Source organism: Lutibacter sp. TH_r2 (assembly GCF_033101135.1).
GTDB lineage: Bacteria > Bacteroidota > Bacteroidia > Flavobacteriales > Flavobacteriaceae > Lutibacter.
In genome coordinates this window covers 203820-222116 of the sequence record NZ_JAWMPV010000001.1, presented here as the reverse complement: position 1 = coordinate 222116, position 18297 = coordinate 203820, and the positions used below count along the sequence as shown (strand labels likewise).

At 29.8% G+C, this 18297-nt stretch carries 13 protein-coding genes and 1 tRNA gene; 5 read left to right on the top strand and 9 right to left on the bottom strand.

The genetic code is table 11. From position 1 onward, the window contains the following. Positions 1-36: 36 nt before the first annotated feature. The 6 genes from R3X25_RS01080 to R3X25_RS01055 form a co-directional block, all read right to left on the bottom strand. Positions 37-807, bottom strand: coding sequence for a T9SS type A sorting domain-containing protein (locus tag R3X25_RS01080; protein ID WP_317670988.1), 771 nt, complete (start codon positions 805-807; stop codon positions 37-39). Positions 808-1268: 461 nt separating this feature from the next. Continuing rightward, positions 1269-2903: a hypothetical protein gene (locus R3X25_RS01075; protein ID WP_317670986.1), complete on the bottom strand. Its 1635-nt coding sequence runs from the start codon at positions 2901-2903 to the stop codon at positions 1269-1271. 49 nt (positions 2904-2952) lie between these two features. Next, the gene (locus tag R3X25_RS01070; protein ID WP_317670984.1) at positions 2953-4731 is read right to left on the bottom strand and encodes a RagB/SusD family nutrient uptake outer membrane protein; all 1779 of its coding nucleotides are present in this window, start codon (positions 4729-4731) and stop codon (positions 2953-2955) included. A gap of 56 nt (positions 4732-4787) precedes the next feature. Next, positions 4788-7985, bottom strand: coding sequence for a TonB-dependent receptor (locus tag R3X25_RS01065; RefSeq protein WP_317670982.1), 3198 nt, complete (start codon positions 7983-7985; stop codon positions 4788-4790). 227 nt (positions 7986-8212) lie between these two features. Continuing rightward, a tRNA-Arg gene (locus R3X25_RS01060) sits at positions 8213-8286 on the bottom strand. A gap of 35 nt (positions 8287-8321) precedes the next feature. Further along, positions 8322-8471: an SsrA-binding protein gene (locus R3X25_RS01055; protein ID WP_317670980.1), complete on the bottom strand. Its 150-nt coding sequence runs from the start codon at positions 8469-8471 to the stop codon at positions 8322-8324. Between the two features lie 547 nt (positions 8472-9018). Between R3X25_RS01055 and R3X25_RS01050 the strand changes: the two genes are divergently transcribed. After that, positions 9019-9954 carry a calcium/sodium antiporter gene (locus R3X25_RS01050; protein WP_317670978.1) on the top strand — a complete coding sequence of 312 codons (936 nt, stop codon included), beginning with the start codon at positions 9019-9021 and terminating at the stop codon, positions 9952-9954. A 299-nt stretch (positions 9955-10253) separates the two neighbouring features. Here the strand turns inward: R3X25_RS01050 and rho are convergent, their stop codons facing one another. Next, positions 10254-11954: a transcription termination factor Rho gene (gene rho / locus R3X25_RS01045; protein WP_317670976.1), complete on the bottom strand. Its 1701-nt coding sequence runs from the start codon at positions 11952-11954 to the stop codon at positions 10254-10256. 213 nt (positions 11955-12167) lie between these two features. Here rho and R3X25_RS01040 point away from each other — a divergent pair, with 213 nt between their 5' ends. Together R3X25_RS01040 and R3X25_RS01035 are read left to right on the top strand one after the other, a co-directional pair. Next, complete coding sequence (locus tag R3X25_RS01040) at positions 12168-12602, top strand: DUF4293 domain-containing protein (protein WP_317670974.1); 435 nt, start codon at positions 12168-12170, stop codon at positions 12600-12602. Between the two features lie 136 nt (positions 12603-12738). Further along, positions 12739-14433 carry a tetratricopeptide repeat protein gene (locus R3X25_RS01035; protein WP_317670972.1) on the top strand — a complete coding sequence of 565 codons (1695 nt, stop codon included), beginning with the start codon at positions 12739-12741 and terminating at the stop codon, positions 14431-14433. On the opposite strand, the gene R3X25_RS01030 is transcribed toward R3X25_RS01035, so the two are convergent. After that, entirely contained in the window at positions 14430-14924 is a 495-nt protein-coding gene (locus R3X25_RS01030) for a metallophosphoesterase family protein (protein WP_317670970.1), read from the bottom strand. The genes R3X25_RS01035 and R3X25_RS01030 overlap by 4 nt on opposite strands. Positions 14925-14987: 63 nt before the next feature. Between R3X25_RS01030 and truA the strand changes: the two genes are divergently transcribed. Together truA and R3X25_RS01020 are read left to right on the top strand one after the other, a co-directional pair. Then, positions 14988-15740 carry a tRNA pseudouridine(38-40) synthase TruA gene (gene truA / locus R3X25_RS01025; RefSeq protein WP_317670968.1) on the top strand — a complete coding sequence of 251 codons (753 nt, stop codon included), beginning with the start codon at positions 14988-14990 and terminating at the stop codon, positions 15738-15740. Further along, positions 15733-17496: an ABC transporter ATP-binding protein gene (locus R3X25_RS01020; protein ID WP_317670966.1), complete on the top strand. Its 1764-nt coding sequence runs from the start codon at positions 15733-15735 to the stop codon at positions 17494-17496. The genes truA and R3X25_RS01020 overlap by 8 nt, the downstream gene beginning before the upstream one ends. On the opposite strand, the gene cdaA is transcribed toward R3X25_RS01020, so the two are convergent. Further along, entirely contained in the window at positions 17493-18266 is a 774-nt protein-coding gene (cdaA, locus tag R3X25_RS01015; RefSeq protein ID WP_317670964.1) for a diadenylate cyclase CdaA, read from the bottom strand. The two genes, R3X25_RS01020 and cdaA, sit on opposite strands and share 4 nt — an antisense overlap. Positions 18267-18297 lie beyond the last annotated feature (31 nt).

The following is an 18297-nucleotide window of genomic DNA, read 5'->3' as shown; positions in this document are numbered from 1 at the left end:
CTTAAGCAAAGCTTTTTTTTGTTATTTTTTAAAAAACTATTGTTTAATAATTTTTCTTTTTAAACCATTGTTAGTTTGTAAATAGTAAATACCAGTTGATAAATTTGAAATATCAATAGTTTTTTGAGCTTTAAAGCTTTTTACTTCTTTACCTAAAACATTGTGAATAGAAATAGTTTCAATATCAGTTAAATCTGAAATGTGAATAAAATCACTTGTTGGGTTTGGATAAACTTTTATATGGTTTAAGGCAACATTTTCAATGCTTAAAGTTGAATTTAGCAATTGTTTTATATTGTCAATATAATAAACATCTCCTGCAACTAATTCAGTGCCAGTATGAATTTCAAAATCCATACGGGAAATATAACCTTCAGTTGCTGAAGTTAAATCAAATTCAATTGTCTTCCATTCTGAAGTTGAAGCTCCAGTAAAGTTCGATATAAAAGCAGATTGTTTAACTCCTCCAATCCAAGGATAAAAATAGATTGAACCATCTGAATGAGGCGAAAGAAATTGCAAAGTAAAATATTTACCTAAAGTGCTATTGACTTGTGTTCCAGAACTATTCAGGCCTAAAAATGGATAAGCCCAAAAACCAACATTTGCGTTTACTGTGAAACGGAGTACATCCCCACCAGATTCATTTCCAGTTGTTGCTGGATTTGCAATTTTATCTGAGGTTGTTTGTCCTGTTCCTTGTGCGGCAATTGTGTAACCAGGGGTCGCTTCATCAAAAGTGATTGTGTATTGCCCGTAAGAAAGTGTTGTTGCTACTAAAGCAACCAATAATAGTAATTTTTTCATCATATTTAAGTTTAGATTTATTTTTTATCAAACTTATTTAATAATGTTTTATTAAAGTTAATTGAATGGTTTATTTTGTAAAACATATGGTTTTTGGTACTATTTCTATTATGATTAACATTATATGTAGGCTTTTATAAATAGTTTGTGTATAATTTTAAAGTGTAGAAGATTTTTTGGCAAAATTATATAAGTAAATGATGTTTCCATTATTTTTATAACATGCTTTTGATCTTCTGGTGAAATTTGTAGAAGTAGTCAAATCTTTTAAAATATTTAATGTTCTATCAGTTTCCTGATTATTTTTTTGAAGTTTTGGTGCGTTTATGCCAGTTATCTAATTATATTTATTTGATTTATAACTATATAATTTTTTAAATTAATAGATAGTTTCTATTAAAAAAAAAGCTCTGTTTAAATATATTTAAACAGAGCTTTTAATTTTAAAATATTATAAAAGTTTACGGTCTTTCTTCTTTCTCCACAACTTTAAAATCGTCATAGTAAACTGTTAAATCAGTTTCTAAACTAGCATGGATAATTCTTACGTAAAATCCAGTAATTGTAGCTGCGCTAAACTCACCTGTTACAGTAACCCATTCTCCTTTTGGTTTGTCAGCAAGGTTAACCCAAGTTTGAGCCCAAGAAGGGAATCTGAATAATCCCATTGATCTACCATCTGTGTTAGAATCTTCAGTAATAAACATTTTCCAGCTTACTACAAAATTTTCACCTGTGATGTTTTTAATTGTTTCAAAATCTTTAGTGCTTATTGAAGCTTCTTTTTGCCCATAAACCATGTCGAATTTTGCACTGTAATCACCAGCATAAGATTTTTCAGTAGTAAAATCTATAGTACTGTCATTACTCCAATGAGGTGCCCAAACTGTTCCTCCTCCATCTTCAAAACTAGAAAGAGCAGTTGTGCTTAATAAATTAACATCGTGCATTTGTACTTGAATATCTGAAAAAGCTACAGGAGTACGTGTATCTGTTGATTCGATACCGCTACCTTCTAATAATGAAACAAAAAGTACATCAGGACGATAGATTGGTTCTGCCATTACAATATCAAGAATTGTACTATCATCATCATTTATTGTAACTGAAAGAATATCTAATTCTGTAGTAGTACCATCTTGATCTAAAATAACTTTAAAAAACTCTTCTTTATCTAAGAAAGGAGCAAATTCCCCATTAAATGGTATTTGAATAGTTTCATCTTCAAGTTCTTTTATAGTTCCTGTAAGCACAAATGGTTGTGATGAAGGAATTACTTTAAAAGGAGCAGGGATAATGTAAGTTTCAGAATCTCCAGGTATGTTTTGACCTGTTCTGTTAACAGTTACACGCGCTGTAAAATCTCCTAGCTTTTTAAATACTAAATCTGCTGTTTGGTTACCGCTTGAAGCGACAACATCACTTGGATCTTCAACAGCTCCTTCTTCTAAAGTTTTACGAACAGACCAGTATCTACCTGTCGGTTCTCCAATGGTTGTATTGTCAATAAATTGAACAACATCACCAGCTTCAACATATACTGTATCTAAACTTGTATGGTCAATTACTTCACCAAATTGTCTCACTTCAATTTCAGGTATAATTGTATCGTATACTTTTACTACAAAAGTAGTGTCAATTACCCAATAGTCTCCTTCTTTTACAGAAGGTAATATATAGTCAACATTTGAACCTACGTTATCGTCCCACATATTTCCTCTAAATGCTACAGAATCTTTAAATAGATTACGTAGTCTTACTTTTTGATTACCTGAATTGTTAAACTGTACATGAATTGTTTTGTCTTGAACAAGTGTTTGTCCAGGGTAAATTTGAGTATAGACTGAATCTCTACTTTCAATTGGCCCATCTAGAAAAAAGTTTCCTTCTTCTATAGTCCAAGTATGTTCATATTCTCCTTGAGATACATCTACAAACGATACGTAATCATATATGTTAACGAGAATTTCATCTGCTTGAGCTGCACTGGTATAAAAACCAACATCAGAGAATGTATTTGGTTCGTCGTAGTCGTTATCCTCACATCCAACTAGGATTCCAACTATTGCTAATATTAATAAAATTTTGTTTTTCATTTCTTTAAATTTTCTTTAATTTACGTTTAAATAAAACTAAACATTAAGATTATTCAGCTCCACTGTTTATAGCAGGGTTTGTAATTAACTCGCTAGTAGGTATTTTCCAATAGGCGTGTTCATTCTCTTGGTAGTTTATAGCAGCGTCTTCAAATTCATTAACTCCTGGTTCTACATCAGGGCTACTTGGATCAACTTCTACAATCATAGAGCTCCATCTTGTTTTTGTTGTACCTTCAGAATCTACAAATGTATAATGTAAAGCGTCATATCTTCTTTGTGATAATTCTTCAAAACGTTGTTTTTTAACTCCCCATCTTCTTAAGTCAATATTTCTACCATTACCATTTCCTTCGCAAGATAATTCTAAAGGATATTCTTTGTAACGTAAATGTTCCATTAAGCTTTCGGCATCGTATGTAAGGTTGTCATGATCGTTTAATGGGTATTCACCAGATCCAACAGGACCTAATAATTGTACTCCAGAACGTCTTCTTACTTTGTTAATATAAAGTAGAGCTTCATCTATGTTACCCATTTCTATTTGACATTCAGCATATTGTAAATAGATTTCAGCTAAACGAAGTAATCTATCATTTACACCACTTCTAACTTTACCAGGAGAAAGTGCTTCTTCACTTTCAAAACCTAAATCCCAGTTGGTGTGCTTTCTCCAAAAACAAGTCATAAATATATTAAAGTTTGCAGCTTCAGCAGTTGTAGGATACCCATAGTATTCTAGATCTCTATCTTCAACAATAGCAACAGACCATGATGTACGTAAGCTAACGTCTCGGTATCTTTCAAAGTTACCATCTTCATCATAAACTTCATTTCTAGGGTCAGATGTATCAATAGGATCGTTTCTGTATTCTTGAATTAACCAGTTAGCAGCTACAGCTCCCCACCAACCACCAATAGCAGTTAGTTGTTTTTGTACAGATGTAGCACCAGTATCTCTCCAGTCCCATTGGTTTAAGTCACTATTAAAATCTGTTGAACGAACAACTTCTAAGATAGATTCTTCATTTAATTCATCCATAGTAGTAAAGTTACTTCCTATGTTTTCAGTAAGAGAATAACCGTAATTATTAATTACGTTTTCAAAATAATCGGCAGCAACGTCAAATTTACCATCGTATAAATAAGACTGGCCTAAAATAGCTTCAGCAGCTCCAGAGGTAACTCTACCTTTTTCAGTAGCTTCCCATGATGCTGGAAGGTTTTCCATTGCAAATTCTAAATCTGCACGGTAAAAAGCTTTTACATCTTCAGAAGGCGAAACATCGTTATAAAATTCAGCTTCAGTAACTGGTATTTTGTCCATTATAATTACATCTCCATTATTGTAAGATGTGTTTAAAATAAAATACATGTAGGCTCTTAAAAATTTTGCTTGTGCATAGATAGCTAAAGCTTCCTCTTCATCACCAGTGCTTAACGTACCTGTAAGTCTTTCGTATGCTTCTATAACTTGGTTTGCATAAAAAATGGTAGTATATAATTGTGCCCATTTTTGTGAACCAGCTATACTAGCTTCATTAAAGGTTTGTAAGTACTGCTCATTAGTATTAAATGGTCTTTGATAACCACTTCCCCATGATAAATCACTTCTGTTAATTTCTTCAACAAATTTATAATTATCGGCATCACTAAACGCTTTGTAAGTAGCTACTAAACCTAGGTTTAAATCTGTTACACTTGTCCAGAAACTATCCGTTGAAAGTTCGTTTGGGTTGGTTTGCTCTAAAAATTCATCAGAGCAACTCAACATTGTAAACGCTATTAGCAAAAACAATGTAAATTTTCCTATTATTAAGTTTTTCATATTGAAATGTTTTTTTGAATTTTTATATCTAAGTATCATAATATAACGTTTTTAGATTAAAATTCCAATTGTACACCAGCTCTAACTTGAGAAGTAACAGGATAAGTACCTTTGTCAATACCTCTAGTACTAAATCCGTTATTACCTACTTCAGGGTCGTACCCAGTATAATCAGTTATTGTGATTAAGTTTTGTCCAGCAACATAGAATCTTAATTTAGATAAACTTAATTTTTCTAATGTTTTTTTAGGTAAGTTGTATCCTAGAGTTATGTTTCTTAATCTTACATAGTCTCCATCTTCCATATAATAATCATTTCTACCTCTCACGTTATTGTGTGTTGCAGAACCTCTAAATACTGGAATTTCAGATGTAGGGTTTTGTGGTGACCATTGGTATGCAAAATCTTGGTGGTTTCCGTATTGGTATGCATAGGCTTTACTACCATTCATAATTTTTCCTCCAAAGGCTCCAAATACTTGTGCCGATAAATCAAAATTACTGTATTGAATAGATGCGTTTAAACCTAATTCCCATTCAGGAGTACCGCTTCCCATATATTGTCTATCATTAATATCAATAACTCCATCACCAGCATCAGCAACGCCATCTCCATCAGTATCTTCTGTTAATGCATCTAGTAGTCTTAAATCACCTAATGCTGCACCACTAGTTGGGTATTCAGCTAAATAAGCATCTAACTCTTGTTGCGTTTGAATTACACCGTCTGTTTTAATTAAGAAGAAAGAACCAACTTGGTAACCTTCAGCTAGTACAGATACATCATCTTGGTCATTATTATGACCTGAAATTGTACTATCAAAATAAATAATATCGTTACTACCACTCATTTTAGTAACTTCGTTTGAGTTTTTAGAGAAGTTTAAACCAGCATTCCATCTAACTTTTCCTCTTCTATCTTTATAATTTAAAGAGAATTCTACCCCTTTATTTTCCATGTTTCCAACATTCAATACTACATCAGAATTATTTCCAAGTCCTACACCTGTTGATGGTGGAAGGTAAACAGAGAATAACATATCTTCTTTTTCAGTTTTGTATAAATCTCCTGAAAATGTTAAGCTGTTATTGAAGAAGCTCATATCAAAACCAATATTTTGAGAAATAGAAGTCTCCCATTTTACATTTTCATTTGCATAATCAATTTGTGTAGCTCCTAAATTATAGGTTTGGTTATCACCATCTTCATCTACTGCTCCAAATACATAATCATGTTCTAAAACAATTGTTGATGTATAGAAATAATCTTCAATACCTTGATTACCTGTTGTACCATAACTAGCTCTTAATTTAAGTGAAGAAACTACATCTTTTATAGGTTCCCAAAAAGGTTCGTCACTTACATTCCAACCAGCAGAGAAAGAAGGGAATGTTCCCCAAGGTTCTTCTTTAAATCTAGAAGATCCATCATGACGTACAGAGGCGCTTAATAAATATTTACCTTTGTAGTTGTATTGTGCACGTGCTAAAATACCAATAAGTGTATTTTCACGATCTTGTCCCCATTGTCCTGTACCAGTACCTGCTTGTGCATCTCCAGTAGCACCATTTAGAGTAGTAATATCATTATTAAAGATGTCAAATTTAGCAGCATAAAAAGAAGAATAACTATATTTTTCAGCTGAATATACACCTGTAAAATTTAAATTATGATCTCCAAATGATTTTTTCCAATTCAAAATGTTTTCCCAAGAGTACTTTTCACTTGTAGTACTTTGGTTGTATATTTTAGATTGCTCTGTTGGAATAGGATCTCCTTCCCAATCATATGCAACAAATTGAGGATTGATAGTAATTCTCTCTCCATCACTCCAACCTGCAGATGCACGTGTTGTTAATCTTAAACTAGGAGTTGCTTGGTATGCAATACTTATTCTTCCATCAAAGAAATGTCCTGTACCAGTATCATCTTGAATTAATTTTCTACCAACATAAGAAAGGTTGCTAAAAGCACTATCAGTTTCACCACTACCAGCATCAGCAATATCATCTAGACTACTTGATAAGTCAGTTTGTAAAGCAGAATATCTGTAAGCATCTCTTAAAATTCCCCATGGAGCATATTTTCTATCTTCAACTCTGAAAGAAACACCAGAATCAATAGTCCATTTGTCTTTTACCATTCGGGTATTAGTTCTAACATTAAATCGTTGATAGTTTGAGTTTAATACTGTACCTTCTTGTTTGTAGAAGTTTCCAGAAACACTATAAGTTAAACCAGCTTTTCCTCCAGATAACATTAAGTTATAGTTTTCAATTGGAGCACTATCATTTAAAATGTAGTCAATTAAATTAGTATCGTTTGTTAACTGTGAAGGATTTTGTTCTGCACTGTGCCAAGTATTACCAAAATAAGTTGGAGAAGCATCATTAGCAGCCATTAAAAAGTAAAGGTATAATTTATCTTCTCTGTTTAATAGGTATGTATTAGATGTAATGTTTTGAATACCATAATATCCATTAGCACTTACTTTTAAAGATCCTTCTTTACCTTTTTTAGTAGTAATTAAAATTACACCGGCAGCACCACGAGTACCATAAATTGCTGCAGAAGCGGCATCTTTTAATACATCGATACTTTCAATTTCATTTACACTTAATTTAGGGTCATCTTCAAAAGGAATTCCGTCAACTACATATAATGGTTTGTTAGAACCATAAACAGATGAAACACCACGAATTAAAATATTCGCTTCAGATCCAGGTTCACCAGAACTAGCAACTACACTTACCCCAGCCACTTGACCTTGTAATGCAGAACCAACATCAGATGTTGCTGTTTTTGCTAATTCATCAGATTCAACTTTAACAACTGCTCCAGTTACTTCTTTTTTTCGTTGAGTACCGTAACCAATTACAACAACTTCTTCTAATGCAGCAACATCAGATTTTAAAGTAACATTTAAAGTTGCTTTAGTTACTTTAATTTCTCTAGCCGTAAAACCAATATAACTAAAAACAAGAACGTCGTTAGTTTTGGCTTTAATTTCATAATTACCGTCAAAATCGGTTACTGTACCGTTTGCGGTTCCCTTTACTAGCACACTTACACCTGGTAGAGGTTCACCATCTCCAGTTACATTACCTTGTACAGTAATTGATTGTGCTTGTATTGTACTAAAACTAAATACTAGCATTGTAGCTAATAAAAAAGTTTTGAGTTTCCAATCAACAAGTAAATTGAATTTCATATTTATATTTATTTTAAGTTTAGATGCTACAAATTTTGGCATTTTTTAAAGTATTAAGGGAAACAAATGATTTTATGACTAAAACATATGGCTCTTTTCTTAAAATTATGTTAATGCGTATACGAAAACGTATGAAAAGGTATGAAAATAGTTTTAATTGTTGTCTAGTTTAAATAGACATTAATAACAATATATGTGAATTAAAAGAAATTGATTAAAAAAAGAAACCACATATTAAATATGTGGTTTAATTATTTAAAAAATAAAAGTGACCTCGGGAGGATTCAAACCTCCAACCTCTTGAGCCGTAATCAAGTGCACTATTCAGTTATGCTACGAGGCCTTTTTGCGGGTGCAAATATAACATATTTTAATTATTTACAAACTATTTTTTGTAACAAAATATTTCCAACCAATAATTGCAAGTTGCCATTTTTTAGCTTTTGCCATATCTAACCGTTGTTTAGTAAAGCTTGGCAGTAACACTTTATTAATTTTAGAGAGTATTTTAAATAACTTTTTTTTCATGCAGCTAAAATACAGCTAAAAAAAAATCTTACAAAATGTAAGATTTTTTTACTTGAATTATTAATTTAAATTGGTTAGAAGAAAAAATTAATAAGAGTTAGTACTAGTTTAGTTACTAGTATAAAAAATTGTATCATACTAATAGAATTTAAGGTTAATAAAAAGATTGTGATTAATTCTATATTGAATGTACAATTATTGCAAACCTACTTCCAAATATTAATAGTTGAGTTTATTAATTTAACTTTCAAATGTTAATTTATATACAGTTTTAATTTATTGTTGTAAATTAAATACTACAAATATATTTTAAAATGAAACTTTAAAATGATTTTAACTGTAAAAAAGTAAGTAAATAATGGGTGGTTTTTGTGTCTAATAGAAAAGTAATGGAGTTGTTATGTGATTTTTAGCTGTAAAATAGGGTTTGGATAAAATTGAAGGCAAAAAGTAATAGATTTAGTTTAACTAAATTTTAAGTTTCTTATTTTTATTCTCAAGTAATTCGTAACATTTTAAATCTGTTATATTTGCAAAAAAATATTTAATGAATATATTGTTTTTGGTTATAGGATTGGTGTTGTTAATTTTAGGAGGAAATTGGTTGTTAAAAGCAGCCGTTGGTTTTTCATTGCGTTTAATGATTCCTAAAATTGTAATTGGGATGACTGTGGTATCGTTTGCAACTTCTGCTCCAGAATTAATAGTAAGTGTAAAATCTGCTTTAAATGGTCACGCAGATATAGCTTTAGGAAATGTAATAGGATCTAATATTGCTAATTTAGGCTTGGTTTTAGCTATTACCATATTATTATCTACAATTAGTGTTGAAAAAAGTTTTTACAAAACAGATTGGCCTGTAATGATGGTTGCTTCATTATTGTTATATGGATTTATAGCTTTTGATGGTGTTTTAGTAAGATGGGAAGGAATTATTTTATTTTCATTCCTTATTATTTTTCTAGTGTATTTACTGCGTTTTCAAAAGCCGGCTGTAGTTGATGAGATGCCTGAAGATGATGTAATGTTGCCTTTATATAAAGACGTTTTGTTTTTAATACTTGGAGGATTAGGATTGTGGGGTGGTTCTGAATTATTAATTAATGGAGCTATTGGTTTAGCTGAAAATTTTAATGTTAGTGAGCGCGTTATAGGAATTACAATTGTATCTGTGGGTACAAGTATTCCTGAATTAGCAGCTTCGGTAATTGCTGTAATAAAAAAAGAGAAAGCAATATCATTAGGAAATTTAATTGGTTCTAATGTGTTTAATATTTTGGCTGTATTAGGTATAACTTCAATGATAACACCTGTGACTGTTGCAGATCCAGGATTGTTAAATAATGATATATTTTGGATGTTATTTATTTCATTTTTAATTTTACCATTAAACTTTGTTCCTGTTAAAATGAAACTTACATGGAAAGAAGGTCTTATTTTAATTTCTCTATACTTATTTTTTGTAATTAGAATGTTTATATAATTATTTTCTAATTCTTAAAATAGCAATAATTTAAATAGGTATTTATTGGTGAGAAATAGATAATAGGGTTATTGTTTAAATTATTAAGCAATTATAGAAATTAAGATTAATTTTTGAGATTTGCAATAATGTTAGTTATTCTAATATAGAACTATATGCTATTAACACTTAATCTAATGCATTAGCACAATACACTAAAAAGAAAACAATACAAAAACAAAAAAGGTAGTAATTTTAAATTACTACCTTTAATATATTAATTTTGTAACTCTATTTTAGAATGTTACCATTATAAACAATTAACCATTCATAGAGATTAAAAATTCATCGTTATTTTTGGAGTATTGTATTTTATCTTTTATAAATTCCATAGCTTCAACAGGGTTCATATCTGCAAGGTATTTACGTAATACCCACATACGTTGAATAGTTTTAGGATCTAACAATAAATCATCTCGTCTAGTACTAGATTTCACTAAATCAATTGCAGGATAAATTCTTCTATTAGAAATATTACGCTCTAATTGAAGTTCCATATTACCAGTTCCTTTAAATTCTTCAAAAATAACTTCATCCATTTTAGAACCTGTTTCTGTTAATGCAGTAGCAATAATAGATAAAGAACCTCCGTTTTCAATATTTCTTGCCGCACCAAAGAAACGTTTTGGTTTATGTAAAGCATTTGCATCAATACCACCCGATAATATTTTACCTGAAGCTGGAGCAACTGTATTGTAAGCTCTAGCCAAACGCGTTATTGAATCTAATAAAATAACAACATCGTGTCCACATTCAACTAAACGTTTTGCTTTTTCTAAAACTATATTAGCAACACGTACGTGTTTATCAGCTGGTTCATCAAAAGTAGATGCAACAACTTCGCCATTAACACTTCTTTGCATATCAGTAACCTCTTCTGGACGTTCATCAATTAATAAAATAATTTGATAAACTTCAGGGTGATTGGAAGCAATAGAGTTAGCAATGTCTTTTAATAACATTGTTTTACCCGTTTTTGGTTGCGAAACAATCATACCTCTTTGCCCTTTTCCAATTGGAGAGAACAAATCCATAATTCTTGTTGATAATGTTGCAGATCTTCCAGCTAAATTAAATTTTTCTTGAGGAAATAGAGGCGTTAAATGTTCAAATGAAACTCGATCTCTAACAACATTTGGTGGTAATCCATTTATTTTGGATACTCTAATTAGTGGAAAATATTTTTCACCTTCTTTTGGAGGTCTTACAACACCTTTTACAGTATCACCTGTTTTTAATCCAAATAATTTAATTTGTGATTGAGATAAATAAATATCATCAGGTGATGATAAGTAGTTGTAATCTGATGAACGTAAAAATCCATATCCATCAGGCATCATTTCTAATACACCTTCACTTTCAATAATTCCATCAAATTCATAATCAGGATCTCTATAACGGTTTCCATTTTTACCACGTGGTTGTTGGTTACCTTTATTTTGTTGATTTGGATTTTTTTTATGTTGAGGTCTATTTTGTTGACCTTTATTTTGTTGCTGTGGTTGCTGTTTTTTTTGTTCATGAGGTTTTTGTTCATGAGGTTTCTTTTCGTCAACCTTTGAAGTTTCAGTAGCTTGTGGCTTGTTTTGAACTTCTTTTTTTACAGCTGGTTTTTCATGCTTAACAACAGGTTTAGCTTGCTTTTTTTGTTCAGGTTTAACCGGAGTAGTTTCTTTATTTTCGGCTTTTACGTCTAACGCAAGTTGTTGTTCTTTTTTAGGCGCTTGATTGTGTTTGGTATTAGCAGGTTTGTTTGCTATACGTTTGCGCTTTGGTTTTGGTTTATTTTCTGAAGTAGTATTTTCTTTTTTTACTACTGAAGGCGCTGAAGCTTGAATGTCTAGGATTAGATAAACCAGATCAAGTTTTTTTAACTGACTGTATTTTTTAGCTCCAATATCTTTTGCAATCTCTTTTAATTCTTCGAGATTTTTCGCCTTTAATTGGGAAATTTCAAACATTATTTATGATTGTTGTTATTGTATAAATTATAATATGTGTTAATTCTGAATAGAATTTTAATTTTCAAAAAAATAATTAGGGTAATTAAAGTTTAGTAGTAATACTGTATGGTTATTATTCACAGTACATTGCAAATATAATAAATTAATTTATATAATATTCTTTTTATTTCTTTAAAAATAAAACGTATTTTTGCGTTAAGTAATATAATAATGATTCAAAGAATACAATCTATATATTTATTGGTAGCTACCTTACTTTCTGGTGGCTTTGTTTTTTTAGCGCCTTTATGGAAAAATGAAGATGCTATTAATTTCTTTGTTTTGGATGCTTTTTCTACAGATAGAATAATTTTAAAAGCAATACCTGTATTATTTTTCTTGTCTGCTATTTTAACTTTTGTAGCTATTTTTAAATTTAAAAATAGAAAACTACAATTTGTGTTGGGTAGATTTTCAATTATGGTCAATTTTATTTTATTAGGAATAATAGTAGTAATTACGCAAAACTTATCTGGAGGAATTTCGATTTCGGAGAAAGGTATTGGGTTGCTTATACCTATTGCTAGTATTGTGTTAGTTTCTTTGGCTAACCGTGCTATAAAAAGGGATGAGGAGCTTGTAAAATCAGCGGATAGATTACGTTAGACCTAACATCTTAGTATATTAGTGCAACAAACCATTTCATTTATTTGAAATGGTTTTTTTGTTATTCATAACCTTTAGTGTTATAAATATACTATTTTTGAACTATTATAAGTTATGGTGAAAAATTATTCGTTAAATGAAGAAGGTAATTAAGTTATTTACTCTTATTATATTTATTACTACAGTTTCTATTGGTCAAGAAATCAATAGAGAAAAACAAGTTGAAGAATCTAGTGAAATTTCTAAAATAAGAGAGTTATTTAAAAATGGATATTCTAAAAAAGCTTTAGAAAATTTATATTCTTATTTAGAACTTGTAAAAAGTAATAACAATACTTCTGAAATTGTAGAGGGTTATACCTTAATGGCAGATATTTATAGAGATAATGGAGACTATAAAAAATCAACAGAGTATTATAATGAAGTTTTAAAACATACTTCTTTAAATTATTCAAAACTTCAGTATATATATTATAAAAAAGGTGGAAATTTTCAATTAGATGGAATTATAGATAGTGCTTTTGTTAATTATAAAACAGCTATAGAATACTCTAAACAAGTTAAAGGTTTTGAAGATTTAAAAGCTAAAATGCATGCAAATTTATCTGGTATATATTACATAAAAGCTGATTATGATAAGGCAATTGAACACTCAAAAATAGCTGCTAATTTTCAAAAAATATTAGGAAATCTTGAAATTGAAGCTGGAATATTAAATAATCTTGGAGGTATTTACTATATGAAAGGTGAATATAAAGAAGCTTTAAAAGTATTTCAAAGTGTTTTAGATTTAGTTGGTAATGGAAAAGAAGATTTAGAAAAAAAAGCTCGTAATATGTCGTACATAAATATGTCTTATGCGTATGGTGGATTAGGAGATTATAAAAAAGCATTTGAGTATCAAGAAATGTTTTTAACGCTTAATGATTCACTTCAACAAGATTTAAAATATAAAGAAATTACAGAAATAGAATCAAAGTATAAAGTTGAAGTTAAAGAACGTGAAGCTGAAATAGAAAAAGAGAAAAGGCAGCGAATTGAGCAATTGTCATATGGTTTAGGTTTTGCAATTTTAGTTTTATTATCAGGTATTTATGTGCTATATAAACTGATAAGATCTAATAAAAAAAATCATGAATTAAAAATTCAACAAGAGCAACTGATACATCAAAGTAGCATTGAAAAAATTAAAAGTGAAAGTCAATCTAAAATACTTAATGCAACTTTAGATGGTAGGTTGGTTGAGCGTAAAAGAATATCGTCGGTTTTACATGATGATGCAAATGCAATGCTTTCAGTTGCAAAACTTCAATTATATGCTGGAACCAAAAAAATAAATGCAGAACTACCTAAAGAACTAAAAAAAACAGAGACTATAATTTCTGAAGTTATTGAAAGTTTAAGAAACTTATCTCACAACTTAATATCCTCTTCATTATTAAAATTTGGTTTGGAAAAAGCTGTTGGAGAATTATGTGAAAAATCATCAACTTCTGAAATTAAAATTAATTTTAAAGCAATTAATATTTCAAGATTCGAACAAGATTTTGAAATAAAAATTTTAAATATAATTACAGAGTTAGTTAATAATATTTTACGTCACAGTGCCGCTACAGAAGGGTTAGTTAGAATGGAACAATCAGAAGGGTTGTTGAAAATTTTGGTTTCGGATAACGGTAATGGTTTTGTGTTTGATAGATTAGATCCAAATAATGGAATAGGTTTAAGTCAAATAGAAGCCAGAGTAAAATCCTTTAAAGGAATTATTAAATTTAATGAAGCGCAAAGTGAAGGGGCAAAAATATTTATTTCAATACCTATTAATTACTAGCGTTTTTGAAGTTCAATAACTTCTAAATTTTCAATTTTATCATTATTTATTTCAAATCGAGTCATAGTTCTAACTTTATGAAAACCGTGTTTTCCAGCTGCTCCAGGGTTTATATGAAGTAAATTCAGTTTTTTGTCAAACATTACTTTTAATATATGTGAATGTCCACTAATAAATAATTTTGGTGGATTTTGATTTATTTCATTTCTAATAGACATATCATATCTATTAGGGTAGCCACCAATATGCGTTATCCAAACAGGCACATTTTCAATAGTAAATTTTTGATGTAAAGGAAACTCACTTCTAATAGTTTTGTCATCTATGTTTCCATAAACGGCACGTAAAGGTTTTATTTTTTGAATTTCATCTGTAACACTAATATTACCAATATCTCCAGCATGCCAAACTTCATCAGCCTGTTTTACAAATTTTAGTATTTGCTCATCAATATAATTATGAGTGTCGGAAAGTAGTAGTATTTTTTTCATAAATATCAAAAATTAAGCTCGTAAATAAGCCTTATATTTGCAACTGTAAAAATAACATTTCAGTTGAGATATTTTATAGAGTTAGCATATAAAGGTACAAATTATCACGGTTGGCAAATTCAGCCCAATGCAATTTCTGTACAAGAGTGTATTCAAAAAGCGTTGTCAATAATTTTAAGAAGTACAATTGAAGTGTCTGGAGCAGGTAGAACTGATGCTGGAGTGCATGCAGAACAATTATTTGCGCATTTCGATTTTCCTTCAGAAATAAATAGTGAAGAAACTACTTATAAAGCAAATGCTGTTTTACCTGATGATATTACAATTTTTAAAATTTTTAGAGTAACCGAAAATGCCCACGCAAGATTTGATGCTGAAAATAGAAGTTATGAATATAGAATTTTATTAGGTAGAAATCCATTTGATATTGAAACAACATGGCAGTTAATTAATAAAAAGTTAAATATTGAGAAAATGAATATGGCTGCTCAAATTTTGCTAACTTACACCGATTTTCAGTGTTTTTCTCGTTCAAATACTGATGTTAGAACCTATAATTGTAAGGTAACTAATGCTGAATGGAAATTAAATGGAAACTCATTAATTTTTTACATTTCAGCAGATCGTTTTTTAAGAAATATGGTTCGTGCAATTGTTGGAACGTTGATAGATGTTGGTGAAGGAAAAACTACCATTAAACAATTTATTGAAATTATTAAAAGTAAGGATAGGTGCAAAGCAGGACCATCAGCTCCTGCATTAGGTTTATTTTTAACTAATGTTACATATCCAAAATCTATACTATTAAATGAGTAAAAAAGTTACAGGAAAAGCTTTTGATGCAAAAATATTTAAGCGATTAATGGGATTTGCAAAAGGTTATAAATTGCAATTCTTAATTGGAACATTGTCTGCAATTCTATTATCATTAGCAGCAGCATCTAGACCAATAATTCTAGAGCGTATTGTTGATGTGTATTATGAAAATAAAGATAAAGAAGGATTGTTGAATTTTTCTTTATTAATGCTTGGTGTTTTAATGTTTGAAGTGCTATTGCAATTTGTTTTTATATACAAAGTAAACTGGTTAGGGCAGCATATAATTAAAGATATTAGGGTAAAATTGCAAAAGCATATGTTGCAATTTAAAATGGCCTATTTTGATAAATCTTCAGTAGGAAAACTAGTAACAAGGTTGGTGAGTGATACCGAAACAATTGCACAATTTTTTGGGCAAGGTTTGTTTATGATAATAAGTGATATTTTAAAAATGTTTTTGGTAGCTCTTGTTATGTTGTGGATGAATTGGCGTTTGGCTTTAATTGCTTTTATTATTTTACCAATATTAATCTATGCAACTAAACTTTTTCAAATTGCAATAAAATCTGCTTTTCAAGAGGTTAGAACTCAAGTAGCAAACCTTAATGGTTTTGTACAAGAACGTGTAACCGGAATGAATATAGTTCAGTTATTTAATCGTGAAAAAATGGAGTATAAAAACTTTATGGAAATTAACGAAAAGCATAAAAAAGCACATATTAGAACTGTTTGGTATTATTCTATTTTCTTTCCTATTGCAGAAATACTTTCGTCTATTGCCGTTGGTTTATTGGCGTGGTATGGAGGTTTAGAAATTATAGGTTCTGGTACTACTTCAGCAAGTCAGATTATTGCATTTATTATGATGTCTCAAATGTTGTTTAGACCATTACGACAAATTGCTGATAAATTTAATACACTGCAAATGGGAATGGTTGCAGGAGATAGAGTGTTTGAAGTGCTGGATACTCAAAGTCAAATTACTAAAACAGGAACTGTAGAAGCTACATCATTCAAAGGAAATATTGAGTTTAAAAATGTACGTTTTAGTTATATAAAAGGGGAGGAAGTATTAAAAGGAATTTCGTTTAAAGTAAACGCAGGTGAAACAGTTGCTATTGTTGGTGCAACTGGAGCTGGAAAATCGACCATTATTAATTTAGTGAATAGATTTTATGAAATTAATGGAGGCGAAATATGTGTAGATAACCATAATATAGACCAATACACATTGCAATCTTTAAGAAACCAAATTGCAGTTGTTTTACAAGATGTTTTTTTATTTTCCGATTCTATTTTTAATAATATTGTATTAAGTAATAAAAATATTTCATTAGATGAAGTTAAAAATGCAGCTAAAGAAATAGGTATTCACGATTTTATAATGGGTTTACCAGAAAATTATTATTACAATGTAAAAGAAAGAGGTGTAATGTTATCTGCAGGACAACGACAATTAATTGCTTTTTTACGCGCATATGTTAGTAATCCTAGTATTTTAATTTTAGACGAAGCAACTTCATCAATAGATTCATATTCTGAAAAATTAATTCAACAAGCAACTGATAAAATTACAAAGCACCAAACGTCAATAATTATTGCGCATAGATTAACTACGGTTAAAAAAGCAGATAGAATTATTGTAATGGATAAAGGTGAAATTGTTGAGCAAGGGTCGCATTTAGAATTGTTAAATAAGGATGGTTATTATAAAACTTTATACGATATGCAATTTGCCAATGATGTTGCTTAATTTAAATCGTATCTAATAAGTTCTATTAATTCGTTTGTTGATTTGTATAAAACAAATTCTCCATCTTTTATATAGGAAATTTCGCCAGTTTCTTCTGAAACTATTAAACAAAGCGTATCTGTTTTTTCAGTTACTCCAATAGCAGCTCTGTGACGAAGCCCAAATCGAGAAGGTAAATTTTTATTAGATAGTGGTAGTACTACTCTTGTTGCAATTATAAAGTTTTCTTTTATAATTACAGCACCATCATGTAGAGGGCTATTTTTATAAAAAATACTTTCTAAAATAGGTTGGTTTACTTCAGCATACATTTTATCTCCTGTACTTTTTACAAAATCTAAATTATGAGTTCTTTCTAAAACAATCAAAGCACCAGTTTTAGTTTTAGATAAAGCTTCACATGTATTTACAATTGTTTCCACATCCATTGTGGTGTGAATTTCAGTTTTCAGGAATTTTAACTGTTTTAAAAAATTTCTTCGATTTGTAAAGTTTGTTGAGCCTAGCATTAACAAAAACTTACGTACTTCTGGTTGAAATACAATTAAAATTGCAATAGCTCCAAGACTAATAAGTGTTCCTAAAAGCCCACTCAACATTTCCATTTGTAGTGCTTGCGTTATTTTCCATATTAAAACAATAAGCGCAATCCCAATAAAAATATTTATGGCAACTGTTCCTTTTAAAAGTTTGTATATATAATAAAGTAGTGTTGCTACTAGTAAAATATCTAAAACATCTAAAAAGGTGAAATTTAAAAAATCGAGCATTTAAATATGAAGTTTTTGTAAAAGTACTAAA

Bases quoted from the DNA above. Each gene is read 5' to 3' on its own strand.
- R3X25_RS01080 (WP_317670988.1), bottom strand. From the start codon at position 807: ATGAAAAAATTACTATTATTGGTTGCTTTAGTAGCAACAACACTTTCT.
- R3X25_RS01075 (WP_317670986.1), bottom strand. From the start codon at position 2,903: ATGAAAAACAAAATTTTATTAATATTAGCAATAGTTGGAATCCTAGTT.
- R3X25_RS01070 (WP_317670984.1), bottom strand. From the start codon at position 4,731: ATGAAAAACTTAATAATAGGAAAATTTACATTGTTTTTGCTAATAGCG.
- R3X25_RS01065 (WP_317670982.1), bottom strand. From the start codon at position 7,985: ATGCCAAAATTTGTAGCATCTAAACTTAAAATAAATATAAATATGAAA.
- R3X25_RS01055 (WP_317670980.1), bottom strand. From the start codon at position 8,471: ATGAAAAAAAAGTTATTTAAAATACTCTCTAAAATTAATAAAGTGTTA.
- R3X25_RS01050 (WP_317670978.1), top strand. From the start codon at position 9,019: ATGAATATATTGTTTTTGGTTATAGGATTGGTGTTGTTAATTTTAGGA.
- rho (WP_317670976.1), bottom strand. From the start codon at position 11,954: ATGTTTGAAATTTCCCAATTAAAGGCGAAAAATCTCGAAGAATTAAAA.
- R3X25_RS01040 (WP_317670974.1), top strand. From the start codon at position 12,168: ATGATTCAAAGAATACAATCTATATATTTATTGGTAGCTACCTTACTT.
- R3X25_RS01035 (WP_317670972.1), top strand. From the start codon at position 12,739: ATGAAGAAGGTAATTAAGTTATTTACTCTTATTATATTTATTACTACA.
- R3X25_RS01030 (WP_317670970.1), bottom strand. From the start codon at position 14,924: ATGAAAAAAATACTACTACTTTCCGACACTCATAATTATATTGATGAG.
- R3X25_RS01020 (WP_317670966.1), top strand. From the start codon at position 15,733: ATGAGTAAAAAAGTTACAGGAAAAGCTTTTGATGCAAAAATATTTAAG.
- cdaA (WP_317670964.1), bottom strand. From the start codon at position 18,266: ATGCTCGATTTTTTAAATTTCACCTTTTTAGATGTTTTAGATATTTTA.